Below are 13,532 nucleotides of genomic sequence, written 5' to 3'. Positions count from 1 at the left end.
GGATGGTCGCGCGTTCGCCGCAATCATCCCATGGAATCCACTTTCTGGCAGCCCTCAGTCCTGTGGCAGGGACAGCGTTACGCCTGACTCTGAGACAAAAGAGTTCTCTTTAAGACCATGGTGTTACGTGTCGGCCTTCTGCAAGTTCTTTGATACGGTCGAACTGTCTTTTGAACCCATGACCAGTCTCTTCGTCACCAACAACATCCCCAACGAAACCACCACTCCCATCGCGAATCCCCACCAACCAAAATTCGGCAACGTCAGCGCCAACACCAGGCAAAACGCGGCGAACGAATACATCCCGGTCGCGGTGGCCCGCAACAATGCAGCGGTAAATGCCGGGCCGCGGGTTTGCTGGGAGAACACCGCCATCACGCTGCCCAGCACCGGGAACACCGCGAGCAGACCGCTCCAGCGTTCACCGACGGTGCTGGCCAACAATGTGACAGCGAGGGTGAGCAGGGCGCCGGCAATCATGCGTAACAGCAATTTGTCGGACTTCGGCGCCGGGGCCGAAACGATCGGCTGTACCGAGGGAAACAGATACGGCGCCGCCAGCAGGGCAGTCGCGGCAGCGATCACCGAGAACACCAGGGACGGCGGAATCAACGACAGCACAACGGCCGCCGTGGCCCAGACCAACAGCGAAATCACCAGCGCCCACGGCCACTTCGCGCGTTGTGCAACCTGAGCGTAGGTCACGCAAAAGGCAATCATCGCGAACATCGCCGACAGCGCCGCCGTCGCCGATTGAGCGGCGAACACCTGGCCCTGCTCGATGGCGAGAAAGAACAGAATCGGCCCGACCACCACCGGCAACCCCGACAGCCAACCGGCGACACTCGGTCCCCAGCGTTTACCGGCCAGGGAAATCAGCAAGAGAAATCCTGGGATGACCAGCAGTTTGAGTAGCAGCACGCCCGCACCTCCGACCTGAGTGAGGCGGCAACGTTAGCATTGCGTGGGCGGGATTGCTCTATAGATGTCGTGATTTTGTATACAAAAATGAAGGTTTCAATCACGACATGCCTGTGTAGGAGCCGAGCTTGCTCCGGGCGGCGATTCGACGATGGCGATCTGACAGGCTATTCAATATTGAATGTGCCGCCGTCATCGTCGGATCGCCGCCCGGAGCAAGCTCAGCTCCTACAGGGTTTTGCGTACACCAAAAAAGCGTGAGGCCAGCGCGGTGCGGCGTGGGAACTATCAGTCTGTCAGTGGTGTGAAAACGCCTCGACCACAAACTCGATGAACACCCTGGTCTTGGCCGGCATTAACGTCCGGCTCGGGTAATACAGCGAAATCGGCCCCGCGTCGGCGTGCCAGTCGGGCAGCAGGCGCACCAGTTCGCCGCGCTGGATGTTCGCCAGCACATCCGGCAACACCAGCAGCGTCACGCCCAGGCCGAGTATCGCCGCTTCGCGCATGGCGGCCGGGTCATTGAACACAATGTGTTCATTCAGATTGGCCGGTGCTTCGTTGCCTGCGCCATCGTGCATCAGCCATTGGCGAATCCGCCCGGTGCGGGTGCCGCGCATCACAATGCCGGTGTGTCCGGACAGGTCTGCCGGACTGTCGGGCAGGCTGCGTCCTGCGAGGTAGGCGGGAGAGGCGACCGCCACCACATGCGCCGCCGCCAACGTCCGCGACACCACACCGGGCATTAACTCGAAACCGCCGCCAATGGCCGCGTCATACCCTTCGGCAATCAAATCCACGGGGCGGTTTTCGAAGTGCCATTCCGGGCGAATCAATGGGTAGCGCGCCAGAAACGCTGGCAGCAGCGGCAAGACATGGCCGATGCCAAACGTCGGCGCCAGACTGATCTTGAGCACGCCCGTCGGCTCACCTTGGTCGCTGCTCACCGCGCTGATTGCTGTCTGTAACGCTTCCAGATTGCCGCCGATGCTCGTCAGAAAGCGTTCCCCGGCTTCGGTCAGGGACAGCTTGCGGGTCGAGCGCTGGAACAGCCGCACGCCGATGTTGCGTTCGAGCATCGCCACGTTGCGGCTGACAGCGGCTGGGGTCAGCGCGAGCACCCGTGCGGCGGCGGAAAAACTGCCGGTCTCGGCGCTGCGGACGAAGGATTCGAGGTTGGCGAGGGTTTCCATGGGAATCACCTGCTAGTCATGCTTGAAGATCATTCAAGGCATTACCCGCTAATCAAGCGCTAATGGCAAGCGCAGTATTCACTCCAACGACAACCCACGGAGTGAACAACCATGAGCACCATCGGAATCATCGGCGCCGGCGCAATCGGCGCAGCCTTTGCCAGAGCACTGTCGCGTCAAGGCATTGAAGTGGTTATTGCCAACAGCCGTGGCCCGCAAAGCCTGGCCTCGCTGGTGGAAGAACTCGGGCCAACGGCGCGTGCCGGAACCCGCGAGGAAGCCGCCGCGCAAGCCATCGTGCTGGTCGCGGTCAATTGGTCGAAGTTGCCGACCGCGCTCGCCGGCCTGCCGAATTTTGACGGACGGATTGTCATCGACGCCAACAACTCAATCGAGGCGCCATCGTTCAAGGCGGTGGATTTGCAGGGGCGCACATCCAGCGAAGTGTTTGCCGAATGGGTGCCCGGTGCGCGGGTGGTGAAGGCGTTCAATCACCTTCAGGCACGTTTTCTGGAAAGCGATCCAGCGGCGGAGGGCGGGCGGCGGGTGCTGTTTCTCTCGGGTGATGATGCCGATGCGAAAGCTCAAGTGGCGGCGCTGATCGAACAGCTGGGCTTCTTCGGGATTGATCTTGGGGAATTGAGTGTCGGGGCGCGGCTGGTGCAGTTTCCAGGCGGTCCGCTGCCGGTGCTGAACCTGGTGAAATTTGCCTGACAGCCAGGCAAAAAGAACCCGGTGCGACGTGAGTCGCACCGGGTGTTTTGCCAGACGGCGAACGGATATTCGTGGGTCCCCGCGCCATCTGTTGAACGCTTTACGCCCGCTCGATCGCCAGTGCCACGCCCTGACCACCACCGATGCACAGGGTGGCGAGGCCTTTCTTGGCGTCACGCTTGATCATTTCATGCAGCAGAGTCACCAGCACTCGGCAACCCGACGCACCGATCGGGTGGCCCAGGGCGATAGCGCCGCCGTTGACGTTGACCTTGTTCAGGTCCCATTCCAGGTCCTTGGCCACCGCCAGCGATTGTGCAGCGAAGGCTTCGTTGGCTTCGATCAGGTCCAGTTGGTCGATGGACCAGCCGGCCTTGTCCAGGCAACGACGAGTCGCGCTGACCGGGCCGATGCCCATGATCGCCGGGTCTACGCCCGCGTTGGCGTAAGCCGCGATTTTCGCCAGCACGGGCAGGCCGAGGGCCTTGGCCTTTTCCGCGCTCATCAGGATCACGGCGGCGGCACCGTCGTTCAGGGACGAGGCGTTACCAGCGGTCACCGAACCGTCCTTTTTGAAGGCCGGTTTCAGTTTGCCCAGTGCTTCAGCGGTGGTGCCGGCCCGTGGCTGTTCGTCAACCTGGAAGGCGACTGGGTCGCCCTTGCGCTGAGGAATCAGGATCGGCGTGATCTCATCGGCAAAACGCCCGGCTTCGATGGCGGCCGTGGCTTTCTGCTGCGAGGCTGCGGCGAAGGCGTCTTGTTGCTCGCGAGTCAGGCTGTACTTCTCGGCCAGGTTCTCGGCGGTGATGCCCATGTGGTAATCGTTGAACGCATCCCACAAACCGTCGCTGATCATGGTGTCGACGATTTGCGCGTGACCCATGCGCAGACCGGTGCGCGCACCGGGCATGACGTAATTGGACAGGCTCATGTTTTCCTGGCCGCCGGCAATGATCACATCGGCATCGCCGCAGCGAATCGCCTGAGTGGCCAGGTGCAGGGCTTTGAGGCCCGAGCCGCAGACCTTGTTCAGGGTCATCGCAGGCACGGTGAAGGGCAGGCCGGCCTTGATTGCCGACTGGCGCGCAGGGTTTTGTCCGGCGCCGGCGGTCAACACCTGGCCCATGATCACTTCATCGACTTCAGCAACGTCCAGACCGGTTTGCGCCAGCAGCTGACGGATTACCGCAGCACCGAGGTCAACCGCGGACACGTTGGCCAGGGCACCCTGGAAACTGCCGATGGCGGTGCGGGTGGCGGCGACAATGACGACTTCTTGCATGGAATGATTCCTCACTGGGCAGCGAACTGCATTTCCGGAACGTGATCCGGCACGATCAGTTTACCGGCGGTCTTGGCGACAATCTCCTCGACGCTGACGCCCGGTGCGCGTTCTTTGAGAATGAACGCGCCGTTTTCGATTTCCAGGTAAGCCAGGTCGGTCAGCACACGCTTGATGCACCCGGCACCGGTCAGCGGCAGGCTGCATTTGGACAGGAGCTTGGACTCACCGTCCTTGGACGCGTGGGTCATGATGACGATGATGTTGTCTGCGCCGGCCACCAGGTCCATGGCGCCGCCCATGCCCTTGACCAGTTTGCCGGGGATCATCCACGAGGCGATGTTGCCTTCCACGTCCACTTCAAACGCACCGAGTACGGTCAGGTCGACATGACCACCGCGGATCATCGCGAAGGACTCGGCGGAGGAAAAGATCGACGCGCCGATACGCGCAGTCACCGTTTGTTTGCCGGCGTTGATCATGTCGGCATCGATGGTTTCTTCAGTAGGAAAGGGACCCATGCCCAGCAAGCCGTTTTCCGACTGCAGCATGACTTCCATGCCTTCAGGGATGTAGTTGGCGACCAGGGTCGGAATGCCGATGCCCAGGTTCACGTAGAAGCCGTCCTGCATTTCGCGGGCGACGCGTTGAGCCATTTGTTCGCGGGAAAGTGCCATTGTTGTTATTCCTTCATTCGGTCCGGGGGCAGGGGATCACTTACGCACGGTGCGCTGTTCGATGCGCTTCTCGAACGTGCCGCAAATGACCCGGTCGACGTAGATGCCAGGGGTGTGGATCTGCGCCGGGTCCAGCTCGCCGGGTTCGACGATTTCTTCGACTTCGACCACGGTGATCTTGCCCGCGGTGGCGGCCAGCGGGTTGAAGTTCTGGGCGGTGTGGCGATAGATGACGTTGCCGAAATGGTCGGCTTTCCAGCCTTTGACGATGGCGAAGTCACCGGTGATGGATTCTTCCATCAGGTACTTGCGGCCATGGAATTCGCGGACTTCCTTGCCGTCTGCAACGGGAGTGCCGACGCCGGTGGCGGTGAAGAACGCCGGGATGCCGGCACCGCCTGCGCGCATTTTTTCGGCGAGGGTGCCTTGGGGGGTCAGGACCACTTCGATTTCGCCTTTAAGCAGTTGGTCTTCGAACAGTTTGTTCTCGCCGACGTAGGACGCCACCACCTTGCGGATCTGCCGGTCTACCAGCAGCACGCCGAGGCCGAAACCGTCGACGCCGCAGTTGTTGGAAACCACGGTGAGGTCGCGTGTGCCTTTGCGCTTGATCTCGGCGATGAGGTTTTCCGGAATCCCGCACAGACCGAAGCCGCCGGCGATCACGGTCATGCCGTCTTCAAGACCTGCAAGGGCTTCCTCGTAGGAACTCACGCGCTTGTCGAAACCTGCCATATGCACCTCTTTTATTCTTTGTGGGCGGCTGGCTAGCCGTATGGGGTAGGAGTGTCGCGCTGAAGGATTCATTTGTTAAGTTGATTTTTAAGGTTGATTGATAGATAAAACTCACCAATAACCCCTGTGGGAGCGAGCCTGCTCCGGGCGGCGATCCGACGATGGCGATTTCAAGGAAGCCATCGCGGGCAAGCCGTACTCTTAATTACTGGAGCAACTCGCACATGACAGTCAAGCAGATCCGCGCATTCCTGGCCGTGGCCCAGAGTCTGAGTTTTGCCGTGGCCTGCGAGCGGTTGCACCTGTCGCAATCGGCCTTGAGCCTGACCATTAAAGCGCTGGAGGAGGGGTTGGGCGGGCGCCTGTTCACCCGCAACACGCGCAATGTCGCGCTGACCGCAGAAGGAGAATCGCTGGTGCCTCTGGCACGTCGCCTGATCGCTGACTGGGATAACGCCGAGGATGAGCTGCGCCAGCGCTTCACCCTCCAGCGCGGGCGTGTGACGCTGGCGGCGATGCCCTCATTTGCCGGCAACCTGCTGCCGCCGATCCTGAAAACCTTTCGGGCGCGCTATCCGAAGGTCAACGTCACGGTGAATGACGTGATCAACGAGCAGGTGCTGGAGATGGTGCGTGACCGGCAGGTTGAGCTGGGGGTGGCGTTTGAACCGAATCAGAGTTCGTCGCTGGCATTCACGCCGTTGTACATGGACCGGTTTGTGGCCGTTGTGTCGAAGGATTCTCCTTTGGCGGAACTGGAAGACATCGATTGGCAGACCTTGCTCAAGGAGCCGTTCATTACTTTGCAGCGACCGTCCACGGTGCGGGTGATGCTCGAAGAGCACTTGCAGGCGCGTGGGATGAAATTGCCGGTGGAGTTTGAAAGCCATCAGTTGGCGACGGTTGGGCGGATGGTGGCCAGCGGTTTGGGGGTGAGTGCAGTGCCGGCGTTGTGCGTCGGGCAGATGCTGGAATTGGGCGCGCGGTGCATTACCTTGCGCGATCCTGTGGTGGAGCGGGCGATTGGGGTGCTGACCAAGCCAGGGGTGGAACTGTCGGCGGCGGCGCAGGCGCTGTTCGATATTCTTAAAGCCGAAAACCTGGGCCAACGCTTATCTGCGCACTGAAACACAGATCCAATGTGGGAGCGGGCTTGCTCGCGAAGAGGCCTGCACATTCAATATTAATGTTGCCTGATAAACCACTTTCGTCGGAGCGCCGCCCGGAGCAAGACCGCTCCCACAGGGTTGGAGTTTCGTCAGTTTCTACGTCGTCAGGTGTTGGGCCAGTAAGGGTAAAAGTTGCTCGCACGAGGCCTCTATTTTCAAATCTAGAAGGTCATCCGCCCGAGTCTTCCCCAAATTAATCGCAATCAACGGCTTCCCCTGATCCGCCACCGCCCGGCATAACCGAAACGCCGAATACGCCATCAACGAAGACCCGACCACCAACAACCCCGCAGCCTTTTCGACCGCCGCCATCGCTTTGGCCGCCGTTATCTGCGCCACATTCTCGCCAAAAAACACCACGTCCGGCTTCATCCGCTCACCTGCGCAGTGCGGGCAATGCGGTACCTGAAAACGTGCCTCAAACGCTGCATCCAGCAGCGTGTCGCCATCCGGGGCTTGCACCGCATCCACGCCGGCCAGATACGGATTCTGCGCTTCCATCAATTGCTGGATCGAATCCCGCTCGCTGCGTTTCCCGCAGTCCAGGCACAACACCCGGTGCAGGCTGCCGTGGAGTTCGATGACGTCATGGCTGCCGGCCTGGTCGTGCAGGGTGTCGACGTTTTGAGTGATCAGCCCGCTGATCTGCTGCGAACTTTGCAAACGGGCCAAGGCCTCGTGGGCCACGTTCGGCTGAGCCTGGCACACCCGCGGCCAACCGAGCATCGCCCGCGCCCAATAGCGTCGCCGGGATTCGGGTGCCGAGAGAAACTCCTGATACATCATCGGTTGCCGGCCACGCCGCACGCCTTGATTATCGCGGTAGTCCGGAATGCCCGACGGAGTGCTGATGCCGGCGCCGGTCAGGACCACAAACGGCTGCTCGGCCATTAACTGCTGAAGGTGGCCGAGTTGTTCGCGGATGTGGCTGTCGAGCATGTTCAACACTCCGGTGGACCATGAGTGTTTGCAGGGTAGCATTGGCCGACCACCCTGTAGGAGCACAGCGTGCTGGCGATGGCGATTTCAAACACACCATCGCCAGCAAGCTGTGCTCCTACAGGGATCGGGTTTACTTGCGCGCCTCCAGAATCAGGTTGAACGGCGTTTCCGTGGCCCGCCGGAACGTCTTGAACCCGGCCTCAGTGAAGACCTTGCGCAAACGCGCCTCGCCAGCCTGGGCGCCGAGCCCGAGGCCGACCTCCTGGGACAGCGAGTTCGGGGTGCAGATGAAGGTCGAGGCGGCGTAGAACAAGCGGCCAACCGGGTTGGTGTTGTCATCGAGCGAGTCGTTGGCGAACGGCTCTACCAGCAGCACCGTGCCATCCGGTTTTAGCGCGTCATAAGCGTGCCGCGCCGCGCCCACCGGGTCGCCCATATCGTGCAGGCAGTCGAAGTAGCAGACCAGGTCATAGTCGTCGCCGGGGAAGCTTTTTGCCGTACCCTGGAAGAACCGCGCACGCCCGGCCACGCCACCTTCTTCGGCGCGCTGGGTGGCGACGGTGACGGAAGGCGCGTGGTAGTCGAAACCGACGAACCGCGATTCCGGAAACGACTGGGCCATGATCACGGTGGAGGCGCCGTGGCCGCAGCCGATATCCGCCACCTTGGCGCCAGCCTCCAGTTTGGCGACCACGCCTTCGAGCGCCGGCAGCCATTCGGCGACCAGGTGCGCTTTATAACCTGGCCGGAAGAACCGCTCCGTGCCGCTGAACATGCACGGATGGTGATCGCCCCAGGCGAGGGCACCGTCGCCGCGCATGGCGTTGACCAGTTTGTCCTTGTCATGGAAAAACGATGCGACCACCCCGATGCCACCCGCCACATAGACCGGCGAGTCTTCGATTGCCAATGCCAGGGCTTGCTCTTCGGGCAGGCGGAACTGGCCGTCGCGGTGTTCCATGTAACCGGAAGCGGCGTGGGCGCTGAGCCATTCGCGCAGCAGGCGGGTGTTGCAGCCGGTTTTGTCGGCGAGGGCTTCAGGGGTGACTGGCTGACTGTCGGCCATGGCCCGGTACAGTCCGAGCTCTTCGCCGAGGATGACGTTGGCGAGCATCGCCGCGCCGCCCATGTCGTTCACCAGTTTGCCCATGAAATCATTGAGTCTTGCCTCGTCCATCACGTGTGCTCCTTCAGCAGGATCACAGTCCAGAGGCCTTGTTTTCCGAGGCGTTCACCTCTGAACGGTGGTCGTTGGAATGAACAGGACGATAAGCACGTCCTGCGTGCACTAAGTTTAGTCCGGGCCCCGTGTGCCGCTGCCTGGAGCGACGAAAGTTACATTTCCCTGACTGACACTGGACCCCTGTGGGAGCGGGCTTGCTCGCGAAGGCGGACCTCCAGTCGACAATGATGTTGCCTGACACACCGCCTTCGCGAGCAAGTCGGATCGCCGCACCGCCGCTCCCACAGGGGATTTGTGTTGTGTATTGCACTGTATCTGACAGGCTTCCCGATACAGTTCCCTGCACTATCAGGGCATTGCCGAACACAGACCCGATACATCCTTTCGGTTAACTGTGATTGCGTCCTGGCAATCATTGAGATCGACACCAATGCAGACCCCCATCACATCAGCGAAGGCGACCGTCGGGCTCGGTTTGCGTCGCGGTTTAATGAAGGACCTTCAGGCAGCCCGCGTGGGCGATTTCGATTTTCTGGAAGTCGCGCCGGAAAACTGGATCGGTATCGGTGGCGCTCATGGTCATGCGTTGCGTGCCCTGGCCGAGCGCCATCCGTTGTCCTGTCATGGCTTGTCACTGTCATTGGGCGGCCCGGCACCGCTGGACGTCGGGTTTCTGCAGGAAGTCCGGGTTTTCCTCGATCACTACAAGGTGCCGCTGTACAGCGAACACTTGAGCTACTGCGGCGATGACGGTCACCTTTATGACCTGCTGCCGCTGCCCTTTACCGAAGAAGCGGTGCACCACGTCGCCGCGCGAATTCGTCAGGCCCAGGACATTCTTGGTCGGCGCCTGGCGGTGGAAAACGTCTCCTACTATGCCGCGCCACAACAGGACATGGACGAGCTGACCTTCACCAACGCGGTGCTGCGCGAGGCCGATTGCGACCTGCTACTGGACGTCAACAACGTCTACGTCAACTCGATCAATCACGGTTTTGATCCGCAGACCTTTGTGGCCGGCATCGATTCGGGCCGGGTGGTGGCCATGCACGTGGCCGGGCATTTCGATGAGTCCGACACCTTGAAAATCGACACCCACGGCGCTTCGGTCAAACCGGTGGTCTGGTCGTTGCTGGCAGAGGCTTATGCTCGATTCGGCGCGCAACCGACGCTGCTGGAACGGGATTTCAACTTTCCGGCATTTTCCGAACTGGTGGCCGAATTGCAGACCATCCGCCGTCTGCAAACCGAGGGGGTGAAGCGTGGATAAGCCGAGCCTGTTTCAACAGCAAAACACCCTGGGCCTTTACCTGCGTGATCCCGATCATTGCGCGCCACCGGCCGGGATGGACGTGACACGGGCGCAGGTTTACCGCGACCTGATTTTCGCGAACCTGTCGTCGTTGCTCAGCGGGACGTTTCCGGTGCTGATCAAGATTCTCGGTGATGAACACTGGCGTTCACTGGTACGGATTTTCCTGCGCGACTACCGCGCGCACACGCCGAAATTCGGTGAGATCGCCAAGGAGTTCGTCGAGTTCCTGGCCTCGGAACCGCAAGCGTTGAGCGAAGGGTCGTGGCCGCCGTTCATGGTGGAGCTGGCGCATTACGAGTGGGTCGAGATGGCGTTGCAGCAGTCCGAGGCCGAACCGTTGCCGCTGAGCGATGCCGGGTTGTTGCTGGACCGACCGTTGCAGGTTTCACCGCTGGCCTGGCCGTTGGCGTATGCCTGGCCGGTGCAATTGGTGGGGCCGGATTATCAACCGCAGACAGCGCCGGCTCAGCCGACATTGCTGTTGGTGCGTCGGGCGCAGGACTGGAGTGTGAAGTTTTCTGCACTGAGCCCGTTGGCCTGGCGGTTGTTGCAGCGGATTGAGGAATTTCCTCAACTGGACGGGCGTGAGCAGCTGGAAGGATTGGCGGTGGAAGCGGGGATGGTTGGGGCGTCGGATTTTATGGAAAACGGGGCGGTGCTGTTGCGGCAGATGCATGAAGAAGGGGTGGTGGGCTACTGAAAACACCACCAATCCCACAGGGATCTACTTTGTTCTTGAGTTAACGTCAGGTCTGGGGAATCAAGCTTTGCCGGCAATCCAGCACCAACCGCGCACCGCCGAGTTCACTGGTACCGACTTCAAGCGTAAACCCATGCAAGCTCACAATCGCCGCCACGATCGACAGCCCTAGCCCGAACCCGCTTTTCTGGTTGCCGCCCTCTGCACGATAGAACCGCTGGAACACGGCCTCCCGCTCTGCCTCCGGTATCCCGGAACCCGAATCGAGCACTTCGATCCGCGTATGCCCACCCTCATTGACCCCCCGCAAAATCACCTCGCCACCCGGCGGCGTGAACTTGATCGAGTTGCTCAGCAGGTTTGCTACCGCTTCGAAGAGCAACGCGCGATCACCATTCAATGGCGGCAAGACGTCAGGCAGTTGCAGCTTGAAAACCAGTTCGCCTTCTTCCGCCAACGGCAGATAAAAGTCGTGCAGCTCTTGCAACAACGGCACCGGATCCAGCTGTACAAAACCCGAACGGCGCTGACGATCTTCCAGCTCGGAAATCCGCAACAACCCTCGAAAGCGCGCCATCAAGGTGTCGGCCTCACCGAGCACTGAGTCCAGTTGCACCGCCAGCGTCGAACCCTCATCAGCCTGTTGCTGAATCCGGTACAGCTGCGCCCGCAGGCGCGTCAGCGGCGTGCGCAGGTCGTGGGCAATGTTGTCGCAGACGCCCTTGACCTCGTTCATCAAGCGTTCAATACGTTCGAGCATGGCGTTGACGATGGCGGCGAGCATGTCCAGTTCATCGCGGCGATTGGACAATGGCAGACGGCGGGTCAGGTCGCCGGCGACGATGGCCTCGGCACTGGCCTGAATCCCGCGTATGCGCCGCAAGGGGCGGCGGCGCAACAAGTGCCAGCCGGCGATGCCCGGCAGGATTGTCAGGGTCACGCCCCAGAACAACGCGTGGAGGATGATCCGGGTCACGGCGAATAACGAACCGTTGTCGCGCACCAGCACCAGCCAGCGTCCATCCCGGGTCTGGGTCGCCACGGCGTCGCAGCTGTCAGCGGGCAGGGTCGGGTCGTCGGAGTCGGCGCAGTCGCTGAGCATGTGAATCTTGCCGTCCAGCGGCAGGTCTGCGGGAATGTGCTGCAGGGCGCCATTGAGGTAGCGATGCTGACTATCGAACAGGCCATAGGCGTCGATGCCGCGAATGTCGAAGGTCATGCTGACGGCGAGGGCGTCCATCAGTTGTTCGCCTTGAAAGCGCGAAAACAAATGCTGGCGCTGCATCAGCGAGTGTTTGGCCAGGTTGTCCAGGTAATCGGACACCTCGTAGTACATGACCCCCATGAGAATGCCGCTCCAGAGCACGAACAGCGAACTGTAGAGCGCCAGCAGGCGGCTGCTGGAGGAACGCCAGCCTTTAGACGGGTTCGGCAATGACATAACCCGAGCCTCGCACGGTCCGGATCAATGGGAGATTGCCGGGCGGGTCGATCTTCTTGCGCAGCCGGCCGATGTGCACGTCGATCAGGTTGGTGCCGGGGTCGAAGTGGTAACCCCAGACCTCTTCGAAAATCATCATCCGCGACAGAATCTGCCCGGTGTTGCGCATCAGGAATTCCAGCAACTTGTACTCGGTGGGCAACAGCATCAGCAGCTGACCGTCGCGGCTGGCTTCATGGCTGATCAGGTTGAGCTCCAGATCCGCCACCCGCAACGTGGTGGCCTGGGCGGTCACGGTGTTCTGCCGGCGCAGCAGGACTTCGACCCGGGCGGCCATTTCATCGGTGGCGAACGGTTTGGTCAGGTAATCGTCACCGCCCGCGCGCAAGCCGCGCACACGCTCATCGACGTCGGAGAGGGCGCTGATCATCAGGATCGGCGTGGCCACGCCCATGGTCCGCAGCGTGGTCACAATCGCCAGACCATCGAGCTCGGGCAGCATGCGGTCGAGGGTGATCAGGTCGTAGTTGCCGCTGACCGCGCGCGCCAGACCTTCGCGGCCGTTGTCGACCCAATCCACGTCGAGGCCGTGGCTGCTCAATTCGGCAACGATTTCCCGGGCGGTCACGGCGTCGTCTTCGATGGTCAAGATGCGGGTCATAGGGCGGGCCTGGTAGTCAGTTCATGGCGAAGGTGTGGGCATTTTGCCAAGAAACGTCGGCGACTTTTTAAATTAACTTTCATGTTGCTTCATAAGCCTGCCCGGGATATTGATATCATTCGGCCATAACTCTAATAGGAAGTTGGCTTGTGCGCACTTTGATTTGTCGTGGCTGGACGCCGATTGTCCTGTTGCTGCTCTGCGTTACCAGCGGATCCGCCTGGGCGGGCAATACACCGTGCTCGGGAAAAAAGGGCGGTATCGATCGCTGCGATGGCGATCTGTTCCTGTGTAACGATGGCTCCATCAGTGGCTCGAAGAAAAGTTGCTCGGCGATGTATGGCGGCACCAGCCAGGCTCGCCCGCAAACGATGTTGCAGAGCGCCGATGGTTGCATATGTGGCAGCGGTACATTCTGCACGGGACCTAGGGGCGGGGTGTATTGCCTCACGCCCAGCGGTAATAAGAGTTACAAGCGCAAGTAGTTCGTATGCAATGCATAAAACCCGCCGTTATTGACAGTTCCTTGCAAATTGCAAGGCCATTGGAAGTTCAAACTTTATAACTTATTGAAAAGCCGCGATTTATTTAAGGTTGGC

14 protein-coding genes are annotated in these 13,532 nt (G+C 60.7%); 5 read left to right on the top strand and 9 right to left on the bottom strand.

Annotated elements, in window-relative coordinates; all coding sequences use genetic code 11:
- Positions 1 to 123: 123 nt before the first annotated feature.
- Positions 124 to 921: a hypothetical protein gene (locus tag KGB03_RS02725; RefSeq protein ID WP_218538717.1), complete on the bottom strand. Its 798-nt coding sequence runs from the start codon at positions 919 to 921 to the stop codon at positions 124 to 126.
- 296 nt (positions 922 to 1,217) lie between these two features.
- Complete coding sequence (locus KGB03_RS02720) at positions 1,218 to 2,114, bottom strand: LysR family transcriptional regulator (RefSeq protein WP_218538718.1); 897 nt, start codon at positions 2,112 to 2,114, stop codon at positions 1,218 to 1,220.
- A 111-nt stretch (positions 2,115 to 2,225) separates the two neighbouring features.
- Here KGB03_RS02720 and KGB03_RS02715 point away from each other — a divergent pair, with 111 nt between their 5' ends.
- Entirely contained in the window at positions 2,226 to 2,828 is a 603-nt protein-coding gene (locus tag KGB03_RS02715; protein ID WP_111452096.1) for an NADPH-dependent F420 reductase, read from the top strand.
- A 100-nt stretch (positions 2,829 to 2,928) separates the two neighbouring features.
- Here KGB03_RS02715 and KGB03_RS02710 read toward each other — a convergent pair whose 3' ends face one another.
- From KGB03_RS02710 to KGB03_RS02700, 3 genes are read right to left on the bottom strand one after another with little or no spacing between them, the layout of a single operon-like run.
- Positions 2,929 to 4,110 (bottom strand): acetyl-CoA C-acetyltransferase, encoded by a 1,182-nt coding sequence (locus tag KGB03_RS02710; protein ID WP_111452097.1) that lies wholly within the window; start codon positions 4,108 to 4,110, stop codon positions 2,929 to 2,931.
- Between the two features lie 11 nt (positions 4,111 to 4,121).
- Complete coding sequence (locus tag KGB03_RS02705; RefSeq protein ID WP_054051104.1) at positions 4,122 to 4,787, bottom strand: CoA transferase subunit B; 666 nt, start codon at positions 4,785 to 4,787, stop codon at positions 4,122 to 4,124.
- 36 nt (positions 4,788 to 4,823) lie between these two features.
- Entirely contained in the window at positions 4,824 to 5,522 is a 699-nt protein-coding gene (locus tag KGB03_RS02700; RefSeq protein ID WP_223526276.1) for a CoA transferase subunit A, read from the bottom strand.
- 224 nt (positions 5,523 to 5,746) lie between these two features.
- Here KGB03_RS02700 and KGB03_RS02695 point away from each other — a divergent pair, with 224 nt between their 5' ends.
- Positions 5,747 to 6,649 (top strand): LysR family transcriptional regulator, encoded by a 903-nt coding sequence (locus tag KGB03_RS02695; RefSeq protein WP_223526275.1) that lies wholly within the window; start codon positions 5,747 to 5,749, stop codon positions 6,647 to 6,649.
- A 138-nt stretch (positions 6,650 to 6,787) separates the two neighbouring features.
- On the opposite strand, the gene KGB03_RS02690 is transcribed toward KGB03_RS02695, so the two are convergent.
- Positions 6,788 to 7,630, bottom strand: a complete 843-nt coding sequence (locus tag KGB03_RS02690) for an NAD-dependent protein deacetylase (protein WP_223526274.1) — start codon at positions 7,628 to 7,630, stop codon at positions 6,788 to 6,790.
- 133 nt (positions 7,631 to 7,763) lie between these two features.
- The gene (locus tag KGB03_RS02685) at positions 7,764 to 8,810 is read right to left on the bottom strand and encodes a class I SAM-dependent methyltransferase (protein ID WP_111452100.1); all 1,047 of its coding nucleotides are present in this window, start codon (positions 8,808 to 8,810) and stop codon (positions 7,764 to 7,766) included.
- 436 nt (positions 8,811 to 9,246) lie between these two features.
- Between KGB03_RS02685 and KGB03_RS02680 the strand changes: the two genes are divergently transcribed.
- Both KGB03_RS02680 and KGB03_RS02675 read left to right on the top strand, forming a co-directional pair.
- Positions 9,247 to 10,086 (top strand): DUF692 domain-containing protein, encoded by an 840-nt coding sequence (locus KGB03_RS02680; protein WP_223526273.1) that lies wholly within the window; start codon positions 9,247 to 9,249, stop codon positions 10,084 to 10,086.
- A complete protein-coding gene (locus KGB03_RS02675; protein WP_223526272.1) occupies positions 10,079 to 10,831 on the top strand; it encodes a DUF2063 domain-containing protein in 753 nt (250 codons plus the stop codon). Before KGB03_RS02680 ends, KGB03_RS02675 begins: the two co-directional genes overlap by 8 nt.
- A 46-nt stretch (positions 10,832 to 10,877) precedes the next feature.
- Here KGB03_RS02675 and KGB03_RS02670 read toward each other — a convergent pair whose 3' ends face one another.
- On the bottom strand, positions 10,878 to 12,272 hold the full coding sequence (locus tag KGB03_RS02670; protein ID WP_223526265.1) for a sensor histidine kinase: 1,395 nt from the start codon (positions 12,270 to 12,272) through the stop codon (positions 10,878 to 10,880).
- Entirely contained in the window at positions 12,250 to 12,933 is a 684-nt protein-coding gene (locus KGB03_RS02665; protein ID WP_134104058.1) for a response regulator transcription factor, read from the bottom strand. Before KGB03_RS02665 ends, KGB03_RS02670 begins: the two co-directional genes overlap by 23 nt.
- A gap of 149 nt (positions 12,934 to 13,082) precedes the next feature.
- On the opposite strand from KGB03_RS02665, the gene KGB03_RS02660 reads away from it, so the two are divergent.
- Positions 13,083 to 13,418, top strand: a complete 336-nt coding sequence (locus tag KGB03_RS02660) for a hypothetical protein (RefSeq protein ID WP_223526263.1) — start codon at positions 13,083 to 13,085, stop codon at positions 13,416 to 13,418.
- Positions 13,419 to 13,532: the final 114 nt, after the last annotated feature.

The organism is Pseudomonas sp. BF-B-26, from assembly GCF_019956495.1.
GTDB lineage: Bacteria > Pseudomonadota > Gammaproteobacteria > Pseudomonadales > Pseudomonadaceae > Aquipseudomonas.
Note: the sequence above shows the minus strand (reverse complement) of the source record. Positions and strands in the feature narration are given on the sequence as shown.

What these genes read in the sequence shown, in the direction of transcription:
- KGB03_RS02720 (WP_218538718.1), bottom strand. Translation starts at nt 2,114, where the DNA reads ATGGAAACCCTCGCCAACCTCGAATCCTTCGTCCGCAGCGCCGAGACC.
- KGB03_RS02715 (WP_111452096.1), top strand. Translation starts at nt 2,226, where the DNA reads ATGAGCACCATCGGAATCATCGGCGCCGGCGCAATCGGCGCAGCCTTT.
- KGB03_RS02710 (WP_111452097.1), bottom strand. Translation starts at nt 4,110, where the DNA reads ATGCAAGAAGTCGTCATTGTCGCCGCCACCCGCACCGCCATCGGCAGT.
- KGB03_RS02705 (WP_054051104.1), bottom strand. Translation starts at nt 4,787, where the DNA reads ATGGCACTTTCCCGCGAACAAATGGCTCAACGCGTCGCCCGCGAAATG.
- KGB03_RS02700 (WP_223526276.1), bottom strand. Translation starts at nt 5,522, where the DNA reads ATGGCAGGTTTCGACAAGCGCGTGAGTTCCTACGAGGAAGCCCTTGCA.
- KGB03_RS02695 (WP_223526275.1), top strand. Translation starts at nt 5,747, where the DNA reads ATGACAGTCAAGCAGATCCGCGCATTCCTGGCCGTGGCCCAGAGTCTG.
- KGB03_RS02690 (WP_223526274.1), bottom strand. Translation starts at nt 7,630, where the DNA reads ATGCTCGACAGCCACATCCGCGAACAACTCGGCCACCTTCAGCAGTTA.
- KGB03_RS02685 (WP_111452100.1), bottom strand. Translation starts at nt 8,810, where the DNA reads ATGGACGAGGCAAGACTCAATGATTTCATGGGCAAACTGGTGAACGAC.
- KGB03_RS02680 (WP_223526273.1), top strand. Translation starts at nt 9,247, where the DNA reads ATGCAGACCCCCATCACATCAGCGAAGGCGACCGTCGGGCTCGGTTTG.
- KGB03_RS02670 (WP_223526265.1), bottom strand. Translation starts at nt 12,272, where the DNA reads ATGTCATTGCCGAACCCGTCTAAAGGCTGGCGTTCCTCCAGCAGCCGC.
- KGB03_RS02665 (WP_134104058.1), bottom strand. Translation starts at nt 12,933, where the DNA reads ATGACCCGCATCTTGACCATCGAAGACGACGCCGTGACCGCCCGGGAA.